Annotated in this window: 12 protein-coding genes; 9 read left to right on the top strand and 3 right to left on the bottom strand. The window is 60.3% G+C overall.

Annotated elements, in window-relative coordinates:
• Positions 1–51: 51 nt before the first annotated feature.
• The 3 genes from L63ED372_RS11380 to tcuB all read left to right on the top strand — a co-directional run bounded on the left by L63ED372_RS11380 (position 52) and on the right by tcuB (position 3,472).
• Positions 52–807 carry an SDR family NAD(P)-dependent oxidoreductase gene (locus tag L63ED372_RS11380; protein ID WP_062406058.1) on the top strand — a complete coding sequence of 252 codons (756 nt, stop codon included), beginning with the start codon at positions 52–54 and terminating at the stop codon, positions 805–807.
• Between the two features lie 69 nt (positions 808–876).
• Positions 877–2,319, top strand: coding sequence for an FAD-dependent tricarballylate dehydrogenase TcuA (gene tcuA, locus L63ED372_RS11375; RefSeq protein WP_062406057.1), 1,443 nt, complete (start codon positions 877–879; stop codon positions 2,317–2,319).
• Positions 2,306–3,472, top strand: coding sequence for a tricarballylate utilization 4Fe-4S protein TcuB (tcuB, locus tag L63ED372_RS11370; RefSeq protein ID WP_062406056.1), 1,167 nt, complete (start codon positions 2,306–2,308; stop codon positions 3,470–3,472). Before tcuA ends, tcuB begins: the two co-directional genes overlap by 14 nt.
• Positions 3,473–3,484: 12 nt before the next feature.
• Here the strand turns inward: tcuB and mnmA are convergent, their stop codons facing one another.
• The gene (gene mnmA, locus L63ED372_RS11365; protein WP_062406055.1) at positions 3,485–4,648 is read right to left on the bottom strand and encodes a tRNA 2-thiouridine(34) synthase MnmA; all 1,164 of its coding nucleotides are present in this window, start codon (positions 4,646–4,648) and stop codon (positions 3,485–3,487) included.
• A gap of 74 nt (positions 4,649–4,722) precedes the next feature.
• Between mnmA and L63ED372_RS11360 the strand changes: the two genes are divergently transcribed.
• Genes L63ED372_RS11360 through L63ED372_RS11345 form a run of 4 tightly spaced genes read left to right on the top strand, consistent with a single transcriptional unit; the run spans position 4,723 to position 9,310 of the window.
• Positions 4,723–5,451 carry a lytic transglycosylase domain-containing protein gene (locus L63ED372_RS11360; RefSeq protein WP_062408009.1) on the top strand — a complete coding sequence of 243 codons (729 nt, stop codon included), beginning with the start codon at positions 4,723–4,725 and terminating at the stop codon, positions 5,449–5,451.
• 10 nt (positions 5,452–5,461) lie between these two features.
• Positions 5,462–6,874: an MBOAT family O-acyltransferase gene (locus L63ED372_RS11355; protein ID WP_062406054.1), complete on the top strand. Its 1,413-nt coding sequence runs from the start codon at positions 5,462–5,464 to the stop codon at positions 6,872–6,874.
• 1 nt (position 6,875) lies between these two features.
• On the top strand, positions 6,876–7,868 hold the full coding sequence (locus L63ED372_RS11350) for an SGNH/GDSL hydrolase family protein (protein ID WP_062406053.1): 993 nt from the start codon (positions 6,876–6,878) through the stop codon (positions 7,866–7,868).
• Positions 7,865–9,310, top strand: a complete 1,446-nt coding sequence (locus tag L63ED372_RS11345; protein ID WP_062406052.1) for a GDSL-type esterase/lipase family protein — start codon at positions 7,865–7,867, stop codon at positions 9,308–9,310. The genes L63ED372_RS11350 and L63ED372_RS11345 overlap by 4 nt, the downstream gene beginning before the upstream one ends.
• A 20-nt stretch (positions 9,311–9,330) precedes the next feature.
• Here the strand turns inward: L63ED372_RS11345 and L63ED372_RS11340 are convergent, their stop codons facing one another.
• Entirely contained in the window at positions 9,331–10,092 is a 762-nt protein-coding gene (locus L63ED372_RS11340; protein WP_062406051.1) for a sulfite exporter TauE/SafE family protein, read from the bottom strand.
• Positions 10,089–10,583 carry an NUDIX hydrolase gene (locus L63ED372_RS11335; protein ID WP_062406050.1) on the bottom strand — a complete coding sequence of 165 codons (495 nt, stop codon included), beginning with the start codon at positions 10,581–10,583 and terminating at the stop codon, positions 10,089–10,091. Before L63ED372_RS11335 ends, L63ED372_RS11340 begins: the two co-directional genes overlap by 4 nt.
• A gap of 232 nt (positions 10,584–10,815) precedes the next feature.
• Here L63ED372_RS11335 and L63ED372_RS11330 point away from each other — a divergent pair, with 232 nt between their 5' ends.
• Both L63ED372_RS11330 and pntB read left to right on the top strand, forming a co-directional pair.
• On the top strand, positions 10,816–12,417 hold the full coding sequence (locus L63ED372_RS11330; RefSeq protein WP_062406049.1) for a Re/Si-specific NAD(P)(+) transhydrogenase subunit alpha: 1,602 nt from the start codon (positions 10,816–10,818) through the stop codon (positions 12,415–12,417).
• Positions 12,418–12,434: 17 nt separating this feature from the next.
• A complete protein-coding gene (gene pntB / locus L63ED372_RS11325; RefSeq protein WP_062406048.1) occupies positions 12,435–13,853 on the top strand; it encodes a Re/Si-specific NAD(P)(+) transhydrogenase subunit beta in 1,419 nt (472 codons plus the stop codon).
• The last annotated feature ends 125 nt before the right edge of the window (positions 13,854–13,978 follow it).

The raw sequence follows: 13,978 nt of genomic DNA, 5'->3' as shown, positions 1-13,978 counted from the left end.
AGCTCGTTTTGAAGAGCTAAATTCACACCATCCAACTTTTGAAAGATACCTATGGACTTGCAACTCAGAAATAAAACTGCCTTGGTCACCGGTGCGAGCGTGGGCATTGGGCGTGGTATTGCCAAAGCTCTGGCCGCCGAGGGCGTGCGTGTGGCAGTGTCGGCGCGTCGTGTCGATAAATTGCAGGAGTTGTCTGCCGAGATTGTGGCCGCTGGCGGTCACGCTCCTGTGATCATTGAATCGGATCTGTACGCCGAAGACGCGGCCAAGCGCCTGACCGATGCCGCGTTGGCCGGTTTGGGGAGTGTGGATATTTTGGTGAACAACGCTGGCGGCTCGCGCAGTTTCAAGGAGTTGCATGTGAACGAAGAAGCCTGGCAAGAGGCCATTACTTTGAATTTTCACCGCCCCCGCCAAGTGGCCGACGCTTTGATCGACCAAATGATTGCGCGCAACTGGGGTCGCATCATCAACATCACGGGCAAAAGCGAGCCAGAGCACACCAACGGCGCGTTTTGCGCCAAGGCCGGCATGCACAGCTGGGCCAAAGGTTTGTCGCGCATGGTGGGCAAACACGGGGTCACCGTGAACTGTGTGCCACCAGGGCGTATCCACTCGGAGCAAATTTTCCGCAACTACACGCCTGAATACCGCCAGTGGCAGTGCGACAACGAAATCCCTATGGGCCGTTACGGCGAGCCGGAAGACATGGCCAATTTGGTCACGTTCTTGGCATCGCCCTTGGCCAGCTACATCACCGGGGCGGTGATCCCTGTGGACGGTGGTTTGCGCAAGTACCAGTTCTGACCGGCAGGTTTGGAACCGGCTTTGGCGGCGTCACCCGGTGCCAAGTGTTGACTTGATTGGAAAGTGTTTATGAGCCTGGATGTTTTGGTGATTGGCGGCGGTAACGCAGCCCTGTGCGCGGCCCTGATGGCCCGCGAGGCGGGGTGCAGTGTGATGCTGCTGGAGTCGGCCCCGCGCGAGTGGCGTGGCGGCAATTCTGGCCATACGCGCAATTTGCGCTGCATGCACGACGCACCGCAAGACGTGCTGGTTGACGCTTACCCAGAAGAAGAGTTTTGGCAAGACCTGCTGAAGGTCACAGGCGGCTTGACCGACGAGCACTTGGCCCGTTTGGCCATTCGCCACTCGGCCACTTGCAGACCCTGGATGGTCAAGCACGGCGTGCGTTTTCAGCCTTCGCTGTCGGGCGCTTTGCACACGGCCCGCACCAACGCGTTTTTCATGGGCGGGGGCAAGGCACTGGTCAATGCGTATTACCGCAGCGCTGAAAAGCTGGGCGTGCAGATTCACTACAACGCCGAAGTTGACACCGTTGAATTGGATGAGGGCCGTTTTGTGGCCGCATCGGTCATGCACAAGCTGCCCGACGGCAGCGTGCGGCGTGAACGCATCACCGCCCGCACTTGCGTGTTGGCGGCGGGAGGCTTCGAGTCCAACCGCGAGTGGCTGCGCGAAGCCTGGGGACAAAACGAGCGTGGCGAATACCCGGCGGATCAGTTTTTGATTCGCGGCACGCGCTTCAACCAAGGCGTGCTGCTCAAGCACATGCTGGCGCAAGGCGCCGACCGCATTGGTGACCCCACCCAAGCGCACATGGTGGCGATTGACGCCCGTGCGCCCTTGTATGACGGCGGCATTTGCACCCGCATCGACTGTGTGTCTTTGGGCGTGGTGGTCAACTGCGAGGCGCGGCGCTTTTACGACGAGGGCGAAGATTTCTGGCCCAAGCGCTACGCCATTTGGGGCCGTTTGGTGGCCCAGCAACCGGGGCAGGTGGCGTATTCCATCATCGACGCCAAAGCGGTGGGCCGCTTCATGCCGCCCGTGTTTGAAGGCACCAAGGCGGACAGCCTGCCCGAGTTGGCCCGCAAGCTGGGCCTGGATGAAGTGACCTTCATGCAAACCCTGAACGACTACAACGCGGCCTGCCGCGAAGGCACTTTTGACCACACGGCGCTGGACGATTGCCACACCGAGGGCGTGAGCCCCGCCAAAACCCATTGGGCGCGTCCATTAGACACAGCGCCTTTTTACGCCTATGCCGTGCGGCCTGGCGTCACTTTCACCTATTTGGGCCTCAAGACCGATGACACCACCGCTGTGCGATTCAACGACCAGCCCAGCCCCAACTTGTTTGTGGCGGGCGAAATGATGGCGGGCAATGTGCTGGGCAAGGGTTACACCGCCGGGGTGGGCATGACGATTGGTACAGCCTTTGGCCGCATCGCGGGCGAGCAAGCTGCCAAAGCCGTTCATGCGCAAAGGCAAGGAGCTTCTCATGCAAACGCTTGAAGCCCTGACCCAAGATGCCCGCGCCCTAGCGCGTGGCGAGATGACTGCACCCGAGGCCGAAGTGGCGCGGCAGATGCAAATTTGCAATGGCTGCCGTTACTGCGAAGGCTTTTGTGCGGTGTTCCCGGCCATGACCCGTCGGCTGGAGTTTGGCAAGGCCGACATCCATTACATGGCCAACCTTTGCCACAACTGCGGGGCCTGTTTGCACGCTTGCCAGTACGCGCCACCACACGACTTTGCCATCAACGTGCCCAAGGCCATGGCACAGGTGCGTGGGCAGACCTATGCCGATTACGCTTGGCCGCCCGCTTTGGGCAGCTTGTACCAACGCAATGGCTTGACCTTGTCGGTCGCGCTCGCTGCGGGTTTGGCGCTGTTTTTGGCTTTGGCCATGCTGCGTCAGGGCACATTGTGGTCAACCCCTGTAGCGGGCGGCTTTTACGCGGTGTTCCCCCACAACCTGATGGTGAGCCTGTTCGCACCCATCTTCCTGTTTGCCGTCTTGGCCTTGGCGCTGGGTGTTCGCCGCTTTTGGCGTGACGTGACGCCTGCCACCAGCGGGGCCGATTTGTCGCCACCCGCTGCAGCCGAGGCCGCACACGCCGCGCTGAAATTGAAGTACTTGGACGGTGGCCACGGCGAAGGTTGCCACAATGAAGACGACGCTTGGACGCACGCCCGCAGGCGCTACCACCACCTGACGTTTTACGGCTTCATGTTGTGCTTTGCTGCGACCAGTGTGGCCACGCTGTACCACTATGTGTTGGGTTGGCCTGCGCCTTATGACCTGACGACCTTGCCCAAGTTGCTGGGCGTCATTGGCGGGGTGAGCCTGGCGGTGGGCACGGCCGGTTTGTGGCGCTTGAACCTGCGCCGCCACCCGGACCACGGTGACGCGGCGCAAAAGCCCATGGACCGGGGTTTCATTGCCTTGTTGTTCTTGGTCAGCGTGACGGGTTTGCTCTTGTGGCTGGTGGGCCAAACGGCGGCCATGCCTTTGATGTTGGCGCTGCACCTGGGTGCGGTGATGGCCTTATTCCTCACTTTGCCCTACGGCAAGTTTGCACACGGTGTTTTTCGCACTGCCGCTTTGCTGCGCTTTGCCATCGAGAAGCGCCAACCCAACCGCTTGGGGCTGGGTGGAGAGTGAGGCCGGTTGAGCTCAGTCGGTGCGTGTGATGGCCGAGTGGATCACCCCACCACCCAGGCAGACCTCGCCGTCGTACAGCACGGCGCTCTGCCCTGGGGTCACGGCCCACTGATCTTCTGCAAAGTCGAGCGAAAAACCTGGCTGACCGTCTGACATCGTCTGGGGCTGGAAGCTGCAGCTTGCATCGGCTTGCCGGTAGCGCGTTTTGGCCGCATAGGCACCGGGGGTTGGGGCCTGGCCCGCGCACCAGCTCACATCGGTGGCTTGCAGTTGGGGCGACAACAGCCAGGGATGGTCGTGGCCTTGCACCACCCACAAGGTGTTATTCGGAATGTCTTTGCGGGCCACAAACCAAGGTGTGTGTTCACCCGCGCCCCGCAAGCCTTGGGCTTGCAGCGCCTTCATTTCTGCGCCTTTGGCCTTGATGCCACCAATGCCCAGCCCTTGGCGCTGGCCCAAGGTGTAAAAACTCAGACCCACATGTCGGCCAATGGTGCGGCCTGTTGAGTCTTTGATCGGGCCGGGTTCTTTGGAGATGTAGCGGTTCAAAAACTCGCGAAACGGCCGCTCGCCAATGAAGCAGATGCCGGTCGAGTCTTTCTTTTTGGCATTGGGCAGGCCAATCTCTTCGGCAATGCGGCGCACCTCGGTTTTGTGCAACTCACCCACCGGGAACAGGGTTTTGGACAGCTGCGCCTGGTTCAGGCGGTGCAGAAAATAGCTTTGGTCTTTGCTGGGGTCCAGGCCTTTGAGCAACTCGAACAGACCGCTGACAGTGTTCTGCCGCACCCGGGCATAGTGGCCCGTGGCAATTTTTTCGGCCCCCACCCGCATGGCATGGTCCAAAAAGGACTTGAACTTGATTTCGGCATTGCACAGAATGTCCGGATTGGGTGTGCGCCCAGCTTGGTATTCGCGCACAAACTCCGAAAAAACACGGTCTTTGTAATCGGCTGCAAAATTGACGTGCTCAATCTCGATGCCCAGCACATCGGCCACGGCTGCGGCATCCACGAAGTCGACATTGGAGGAGCAGTATTCACTGTCGTCGTCGTCTTCCCAGTTTTTCATGAAGATGCCAATCACCTCATGGCCCTGCTGTTTGAGCAGATGGGCGGTGACGGCTGAATCGACGCCGCCGGACAAGCCGACGACCACGCGTGCTAGATGAGACATGCCCGAATTATCCCGTGCGCGAAGCCTCGGTCGGCTGCTGGCGAAAATTTATAATGGCCGTCTGGTTTCCATTCATGACCTTGCATTGCACATGGTGCCTCCCCATCCGAACTTTCCTGCGCGATACCGCGCGAGGCCTGTTCATCGTGACCCACAGTGGCTTGGCCATGGTGGGCTTGGGTGCGGCCGCCTTTGTTTTGGCCATGTGGTGGCACCCCCAATGGTTGAACCAAGCGGAGGGCGCGCTGTTCGATTGGTTGCGTGAGCGCCAGGTCTTGTTGTCCTGGCTGCCGGAAAACACGGCCGAACGTGCTACGGCAGTTAATTTGGAGGATTTGACTGCGCAACAGGCGGCCGTGGCCGTTTGGTTGGGGCGCAAGTACAAAGTGGCCCCCGAGCCCCTGGCCGCCTTGGTGGCCGAAGCCTATGTGCTGGGCAAAAAACACAAACTGGCACCTCACCTGATTTTGGCGGTGATGGCCATCGAATCCAATTTTCACCCTTATGTCCAAAGCCAAGCGGGTGCACAAGGCCTGATGCAGGTCATGACCGCAGTACACGCCCAACGCTACGAAGCCTATGGTGGTAAGTTGGCCGCCTTTGACCCGATCTCCAATTTGCGCGTCGGCGTGAGTGTGCTGGCCGATGCCACCAAACTGCGTGGCGGCTCGGTGCAAGAGGGCCTCAAGTTTTACCTGGGCGGCTATGGACTGACGGAAGATGGGGGTTATTTGGCCAAGGTCCTGGCAGAGCAGTTGCTGCTTGATCAGGTGGCCGCAGGTGTGAAGGTGCCCATACAGTGAACGGTTCTGCATGAGTTTTGTCTCGCCCGAGTTCGCACTGTTGTGTTTGGTGTTTTTGCCGATTTACTGGTCTTTGGCGGGGCACCCGCGTGCGCAGCGCAGCTTGCTCATCGTCTCAGCGTATGGTTTGTACGCCACCTGGGTGCCCGTTTTTGCATGGGTTTTGCTGGCTTACAGCACGGTGATTTGGGCTCTGGGCCGTTGGATGCAGCGGGCTGGGGCTGGCCGTTTGCCTTGGGTGCTGGGCCTGTGGTTGGCCGGGTCTTTTCTGGTTTTCCTCAAATATTATGAGTTTGCACGGGAGACCTTTCAGACCCTGTTGCAGCTCACAGGCTTTGTGTCCTTGTTGCCCGTGGCCGATTGGGTGGCCCCTGTGGGCGTGTCGTTTTTTACATTTCAAGCGGTGAGCTACCTGGTGATGGTGGGGCGTGCACCCGCTTTGGCCCGTTCCTGGCCGGATGTGTTGCTGTTCCTGAGCTTTTGGCCGACTTTGTTCGCCGGGCCCATCTGGCGTGCCGAGCACTTTTTTGCCCAGACCGACGAGACAGATTCTGCGCGGCGTGTGGGGCGCCCCCGCCATGCGTGGTTGGCCCTGTATCTGATCACTTTGGGCTTGTTGCAAAAGGTGGTGTTGGCGTCTTGGTTGTCTGCGCAGGTGGTGGATCCGGTTTACAAGTACCCGGACCAATACGCCAGTGTCTCGCTGGCAGCGGCCATGCTGGGCTACAGCTTGCAGATTTTTCTGGATTTTGCGGGCTACACCCTGGTCGTGACGGGCCTGGCTTTGTTGCTGGGATACCGTTTACCGGTCAATTTTCGCCAGCCCTATTTGGCCCGCAACCTGTCGGATTTTTGGACGCGCTGGCATGTGTCCTTGTCGAGCTTCATCCGTGATTACATTTACATTCCCTTAGGGGGGAACCGATTGGGCTGGGGCCGCACACAGCTCAATGTGTTGACAGGCATGCTGATCAGCGGTTTGTGGCACGGTGCCAACTGGACTTTTGTGGTCTGGGGTTTGTTGCACGGGCTGGGCGTTGTGGTTCAAAACACGGCCAAGCTCTGGGGCATGCCTGCTTGGCCGCGCTGGGCCGCGCAAACCCTCACTTTTGTTTTTGTCACCGTGGCCTGGGTGTTTTTCAGGGCCGATTCGGTGCCCCAGGCGCTGCTCATGTTGCAAGGTTTGTGGCACAGTCCGGCTGGTTTTTGGCAGGCTGAGCAAATGCCTTGGTGGGGTTTGTTGGGCATTGCAGCTTTGGTTTGGGGCTTGAGTCCTTGGGCCTTGCGCTGGCAGCGCCTGAGTGTGGCGTGGCTGGCGCGTCTGGGCCCTGGCTTGGGCGGTGCTTTGCTGGCTTTGCTGTGGTGTGTTTGGCTTTACGGGGCCCCTGAAGGTGTGCCCAGTTTCATTTATTACCGGTTTTGATATGCGACGTCATTTGTCTGCACGCCAACTGAGCTGGCTTTTGCCGGGCATTGCCTTGCTGGTCTGTGTGAGTTGGTTGACCTCCCTGGAGAAATACCTGGGAGCTCGCTACCACTTCAGTCTGGAGGCGGCCTTGCCGTCTGCTGTGGCCGAGGCCTTGTTTGCACCTTCACGCTGGCTGGATGATCGCATTCGCACGGGGGGCTCTAGGCCGCTGTTCCGTTTGAATTGGCCATCTTCGTCGGATGTGCAAGAGGTGCAAGCCCCGACCAAACGAACACCCGAGCCTCCGCAATTGAAGGACCTGCCCCCGCCCTTGCCGCCCGGGGAATTTTTGGCTACCTTGGCGCAGCAAAAGCTGGCGCCCGGTCCCCAGCGCATTTTGATGGCGGGTGACTCGATGATGCAGGGCATTGCCCCCTTGTTCATGCGCGACATCATGCGCTTGCACCCCGATTGGCAAGTGCAGGACTTGAGCCGCCAAAGTACGGGCCTGACCGTGCGTCGACACTTCGACTGGCCCGTGCGCATGGTTGACGAAATGGACGCCCAAAATCTGACCCTGCTGGTGATTTTTTTGGGCCCCAACGACCCTTGGGACATGCTGGCCGATGGTCGCCGTCATGTGTTTCCTTCTCCTGGCTGGTCTTTGAATTACGCTTTGCGGGTGGACGAAGTGTTGTCTGCTGCTGTGCAGCGCCAGGTGCGTGTGATTTGGGTGGGTTTGCCCGTCATGAAAGAAGGCCGGATTCGGGATGGTGCGGTCCTGCAAAACCACATCTTTCACGAGAGGGCCGCGCAATGGGGGACGGATTACCTGGCCACCGAGCCTTTGATCGGCGCTTTGTCGACGCCCTACCAAAAATTCAAACTCAAAGAGGATGGGCAACGCGTGAATTTGCGTGCCGATGACGGCATTCACATGGCGCCCTCAGGCCTTCGGATGATCAACCAAGCCTTGCTGGATCACATTGCGAAGGCCCTGCAGCCATGAAGTGGATGTCCCCTGGACAAGTGGTTTTTTGTGGGGTCTTGGCCTGTTGCTGCGCTTTGGTCCAGGCTCAAATCGGGCCGGCGCCCGTCAACCTGATGCAGGTGCAGGCATTGTCCGATGTGCCGGATTTGCAATGTGGTTTGCCGGCGCCTGCAAGCAAGCCCCCGCGTGCGGTCGATCCCGACCCGGTCGAATGGCCCGACCAGACCGAGGTCGATGAGCAGGTGAAGGCCTTTTCGAAGCCCGAATCCCGAAGGTCTGAGCCCAGCGCTTTGGCTGGGCCTGCCGCTGCATCTTTGTGGTCCCGCGCGAACGCTTCGGTGTTGCGCGTGGGCATTTGGAGCGACAGCCACCTGGCCGCAGGGTTTTTCACGCAGGAGTTGCAACGTTTGTCCAGGCTTGCGCCCGACCAGGTGCGTGCGCAATTCATGCCGGCCAGTCTGGGGCGTGCCGGCGTTCGCTTGCCTCTGCGCAAAACCTGTGTGAGCCCCGATTGGCAGTACGAGCCCGCCCATGCCCAAAGCGCTGGGGCGGCGCACCCCGGCCCTGGTCTGGTCAACATGATCAGCCGTCAGGACGGAGCTTGGCTGTCAATGGATCTGCGTAATGCAGCCGGGCTTGCCGAGCGTTCCCGTGTTCGTTTGCTTTACCAGCAGACCGAGCGACCGATTGTGCTGGCGCTGCGGGTGGATGCGGGTCCCGAGCAAATCATCAACTTGCAGGGTCCACAGGGGGCTGCCGTGCTGGAGTTGGCGGCCCAAGAGGCCATGTCCACCTTGGCTTTGCGGGTGGTGCAAGGGCCTTTTCGCCTGCAGGGACTGGAGTCGCCACTGGCCCCATCTGTGCGATTGCAAATGGATGTGTTTGGCTATCCCGGTGCCACGGTGGGCGGCTGGCGGCATGTGCGGACCGAGTCACTGACGCCCTGGTGGCCTGAGCGGCCTTATGACCTGGTGGTCTTGGCTTTTGGCACCAACGAGGGCAATGTCCAGCCTTTCAGTGCCCAGTCTTACCGTCAGATGCTGGAGGCCTCGGTCTCCCAGTGGCGAGCGGTTTTTCCGCAAACGGCCTGCTTGCTGATAGCGCCGGGTGACCGGGGTGTTTTGTTGCGGCGTTCCCAAAAAGGTGGCAAATCTTCACCCCAAGCCAAAAAGAAAGTTGCCTCCGATGTGCTGCGTTTTACCCGAGTCCACGATGAGATTGGCCGCATTCAAAAGCAGGTGGCGCAGTCCCATGGTTGCCATGCTTGGAGCATGTTCGAGGCCATGGGGGGCGCAGGCAGTGCGTACCGATGGGCCCGGCAAACCCCGCCTCTGATGGCGCGGGACCTGATCCACTTCACGGTGCCCGGTTATCAGCGCCTGGCACAGTTGATGGCGAAAGATTTGGGCTGGGGCCCGGCCCTTTTTGAAGACTCGGCGGCGCCTGCCGCGAACCGCTGAATTGGGTGGGCAGGTCGGGCTCAGCCCGTTCGCGTGAAAAACACCACGCTCATCATCAAACCCGTGCCGATCACCAGCCAGCGCACCCAATGCACGGGCAGGCGCTTGGCCAGTCGCGCACCCGCCCAGCCGCCCGCTGTGGCCAGCGCCATCATCCAAAGCGCCTGCGGCCAGACAATGGCCCCGGCCACCGCAAAGGCGGCCACCGACAATAGAGACAGCACAAACGAGTTGAGATTTTTCAGCGCGTTGACCGTGTTCAACCGGCTCTCACCCGTCAGGGTGTACAGCGCCATCAACAAAATGCCCAGGCCGCCGTTGAAATAGCCGCCGTAAATGGCCACGCCCATCAGGCCCGGCAGCCGCCAAGCAGGGTGGCCCTGACCTGAATTGCGCCGTGCAAGCCAGGGGCCTGCCGCAAACAGGGCTGTTGCCAGCAGCAGCAACCAGGGCACCAAGCCTGAGAACACCCGTGCTGGCGTGACCAAGAGCAAGCCCGCGCCAATCAAACCTCCCACCGCAGCAATGGCCACTTCCCGATGCAGCAGGGCGCGGGGCAGGGTTTGCAATTCCGATCGAAAGCCCAGTACGCTGCCCAGGTAACCTGGGCTGACGGCCATGGCGCTGGTGGCGTTGGCCGCCAAGGGGGGGACACCGGCAAACACCAAGGCTGGAAAAGTGAGGAAGCTGCCACCCCCAGCGATGGCGTTGAGCACGCCCGCGGCGAAAGCAGCCGCGCCTGTGAGCAGCCACAGGGCCTCGGTGGGCAGATCGGGGCTCATGTCGACAAGGGCGGCAAATTCGCCACTGCCGGGTCGGTATGGATCACCTCAAGTGGAAAGCGTTGTCCGGCCAGATGGTCTTCGATGCAGCGCAAGACCAGTGGGCTGCGGTGGCGCTCAGCGCTCGCCCGCACTTCCTCTGGGGTCATCCAGAGTGTGCGCACGATGCCCTCGTCCAGGCTCAAATGGGGTTGCAGCTCACCGACGTCGCCGCAAAAAGCCATGCGCACATAAGTGATGTCTTCGCCGGTTGCCGGACGCTGAAAGCGGGAGAGGTAAATCCCCACCAAGGCGGTGGGTGTGAAGGGCTGGGCCGTTTCCTCCAGGGCTTCGCGGGCGCATGCCTGTGCGGGTGATTCGCCCGGGTCCAAATGGCCTGCCGGATTGTTCAGGCGCAAACCCTCTTGCGTGTGTTCTTCGATCAAGAGGTAGCGGCCATCACGCTCGATGATGGCGGCCACGGTGACATTGGGTTTCCAGCGGGTATCCATGCCCAGATTATCGACTTGCCAACGTGCAAGGCATGTCCTGACCGAGACCTGAGCACCAAAAAGGTGCCTAAATCCATGGATTGACTCCATTATATCAGCTGATACTGATATAATGGAGTCATCATGGTTCCAACAAGATCGTGAAGGACTTGATTCGGGCTTGTATTTATTGACTTCGGTTAAGCTGTGTCATTAGCCATACTTTTTTTGTGGATTGAGTGAGGAGACATTCATGCAAACAGGCGATCACGCCCCCAAGCCTCAGCGCATTGGCGTACCCCGTGAGATTTTCCCCGGTGAAAAGCGGGTGGCCTCAGTCCCCGATGCGGTGACCAAACTCGTCAAACTCGGCTTTGCCGTGGTGGTCGAACAAGGCGCTGGCGAGCTGGCAGACCTGTCTGATGCATCTTATGTTGAAGCCGGCGCGACCATTGCCCCCAACGCCGCGGCGCTGTGGAGCGGCAGCGACATCGTCTTTAAAGTGCGTGCCCCCACACCCGACGAAGTGGCGCTGATGCACGAAGGCCAGACCTTGATCGGTTTCTTGTGGCCCGCCCAAAACCCCGATTTGATGCAGCAGTTGGCGGCCAAAAAGGTCACGGCGCTCTCCATTGACGCTTTGCCCCGCACATTGAGCCGCGCCCAGAAGATGGACGCGCTGACCTCCATGGCCGGTGTGAGTGGCTACCGCGCGGTGGTCGAGTCGGCCAACGCCTTTGGCCGTTTCTTCAACGGCCAGATCACGGCTGCGGGCAAAGTGCCCCCCGCCAAAGTGTTCATTGCCGGTGCCGGTGTGGCCGGTTTGGCCGCCATTGGCGCGGCCGCCAGCTTGGGTGCCATCGTGCGCGCCAACGACACCCGCGCCGAAGTGGCCGATCAGGTGGTTTCGCTCGGCGGTGAGTTCGTCAAAGTGGACTACGAAGAAGAAGGCTCGGGCGGTGGCGGTTACGCCAAGGTCATGAGCGAAGGCTTCCAAGCCGCGCAGCGCGAGATGTACGCCAAGCAGGCCAAAGAGTGCGACATCATCATCACCACCGCGCTGATTCCCGGCAAACCCGCACCCAAGCTGATCACCGCCGAAATGGTGCAAAGCATGAAGCCCGGCAGCGTGATCGTGGACATGGCCGCCGAGCAAGGCGGCAACTGCGAACTGACCGAGCCCGGCAAAGCCGTGGTGAAGCACGGCGTGACGATTGTGGGTTACACCGACCTGGCTTCGCGCATGGCGCGCCAGTCGTCCACCCTGTACGGTACCAACTTGTTCCGCTTGACCGAAGAGTTGTGCAAGACCAAAGATGGCGTGATCAACGTCAACATGGAAGACGACGCGATTCGGGGCCTGACGGTCATCAAAAACGGTGAAATCACTTGGCCTGCTCCGCCTCTGGTGGTGGCGCCCAAGCCTGCGGCCAAACCCGCTGCCGCGCCGGCCGCCAAAAAAGGCCACGGCCACGGCGAGCCCTCGGGCCCCATGCCGGTGGGCCAGTTGCTCATCGTTTCAGCGGTCGCCGCTGTGCTGCTGGTGCTGGTGGGCGCGTATGCGCCAGCGGCCTTCCTGTCGCACTTCACGGTGTTTGTGTTGGCCTGCTTTGTGGGCTACATGGTGGTCTGGAACGTCAAGCCCGCGCTGCACACCCCGCTCATGAGCGTGACCAACGCCATCAGCTCCATCATCGCCATTGGTGCGCTGGTGCAGATCTCGCCCTTGGCGGCGGCCGGGCGTCCCAACACGCTGATCGCCATCTTGGCCTCTTTGGCGCTGGTGCTGACGGCCATCAACATGTTTGGCGGCTTTGCCGTCACCCAGCGCATGCTGGCCATGTTCAGAAAATAAGAAGAAGGAGAAACTGAATGTCTGCAAGTCTTGCAACGGTCGCCTACATCGGCGCGACCATTCTTTTCATCCTCAGCCTGGGTGGTTTGTCCAACCAGGAAACCGCACGGCGCGGCAACCTCTACGGCATGATCGGCATGAGCCTGGCCGTGCTGGCCACCATCTTTGGCCCGCAAGTCACGGCCGAAGGCATTCCCATGATCGTGGGCTCTGTGCTGGTGGGTGCGCTCATTGGTCTGTACGCTGCACGCAAAGTGCAGATGACCCAAATGCCCGAGCTCGTGGCGCTCATGCACAGCATGGTCGGTATGGCCGCGGCACTGGTGGGTTACGCCACTTATGTGGATCCAGAAGCCTCCAAGAATTTGGAAGGCGCGGCTCATGCCATCCACGCGGGTGAAATCTACATCGGCATCTTCATCGGCGCGGTGACCTTCTCGGGTTCGGTCGCGGCATTTGGCAAGTTGTCCGGCCGCATCGGCGGCAGCCCTTTGTTGCTGCCTGCCCGCCACTGGCTCAACTTGGTGGGTTTGATCGCGGTGATTTACTTCGGTCGTGAGTTCATGAACGCCCAGACGGTGGAAGAGGGCATGGTGCCTTTGTTCATCATGACCGCCATTGCCTTGCTGTTCGGTATCCACATGGTCATGGCCATTGGTGGCGCCGACATGCCCGTGGTGGTGTCCATGCTCAACAGCTACTCCGGCTGGGCCGCAGCGGCCACCGGCTTCATGCTCTCCAATGACTTGCTGATCGTGATCGGCGCCTTGGTGGGTTCCAGTGGCGCGATTTTGTCCTACATCATGTGCAATGCCATGAACCGCAGCTTCATCAGCGTGATCGCTGGGGGCTTTGGCACCACAGCCGCAGCGCCTAAGCCCACAGGCGAAGCGGCCGAGCCGCAAGGTGAAGTCAGTCCTATCTTGGCCGCTGAGACTGCCGAAATGTTGCGCGACGCCAAGAACGTGATCATCGTGCCGGGCTACGGCATGGCCGTGGCCCAAGCCCAGCACACGGTGTTTGAAATCACCAAGACACTGCGCGACAAAGGTGTGAACGTGCGCTTTGGCATCCACCCCGTCGCGGGCCGCATGCCTGGCCACATGAACGTTTTGTTGGCCGAGGCCAAAGTGCCTTACGACATCGTGTTCGAGATGGACGAACTCAACGATGACTTCCCGGACACCGACGTGGCCATCGTCATCGGTGCCAACGACATCGTGAACCCGGCCGCCCAAGACGACCCGACCAGCCCGATCGCCGGCATGCCGGTGCTCGAGGTGTGGAAGGCCCGCACCAGCATTGTGATGAAGCGCTCTATGGCCAGCGGCTATGCGGGCGTGGACAACCCGCTGTTTTACAAAGACAACAACCGCATGTTGTTTGGTGATGCCAAAAAGATGCTCGACGAGGTCTTGATGGTCTTGAAGGCTTAAGACTTCATCACCAGGGTTTACAGGAGGGAGCGAACCTGGTTCGCTCCCTTTTTTTTGGCGTAAACCCCGAGGTATTTAACGTCAGTTCGGTGTCAGATTTACGGTAGACTGACCCGCAGGAGAAC

The sequence above is a fragment of the Limnohabitans sp. 63ED37-2 genome (assembly GCF_001412535.1).
Classification (GTDB): domain Bacteria; phylum Pseudomonadota; class Gammaproteobacteria; order Burkholderiales; family Burkholderiaceae_C; genus Limnohabitans_A.
The sequence above is the reverse complement of the archived record's forward strand: the minus strand, read 5'-3'. Positions and strand labels throughout refer to the sequence as shown.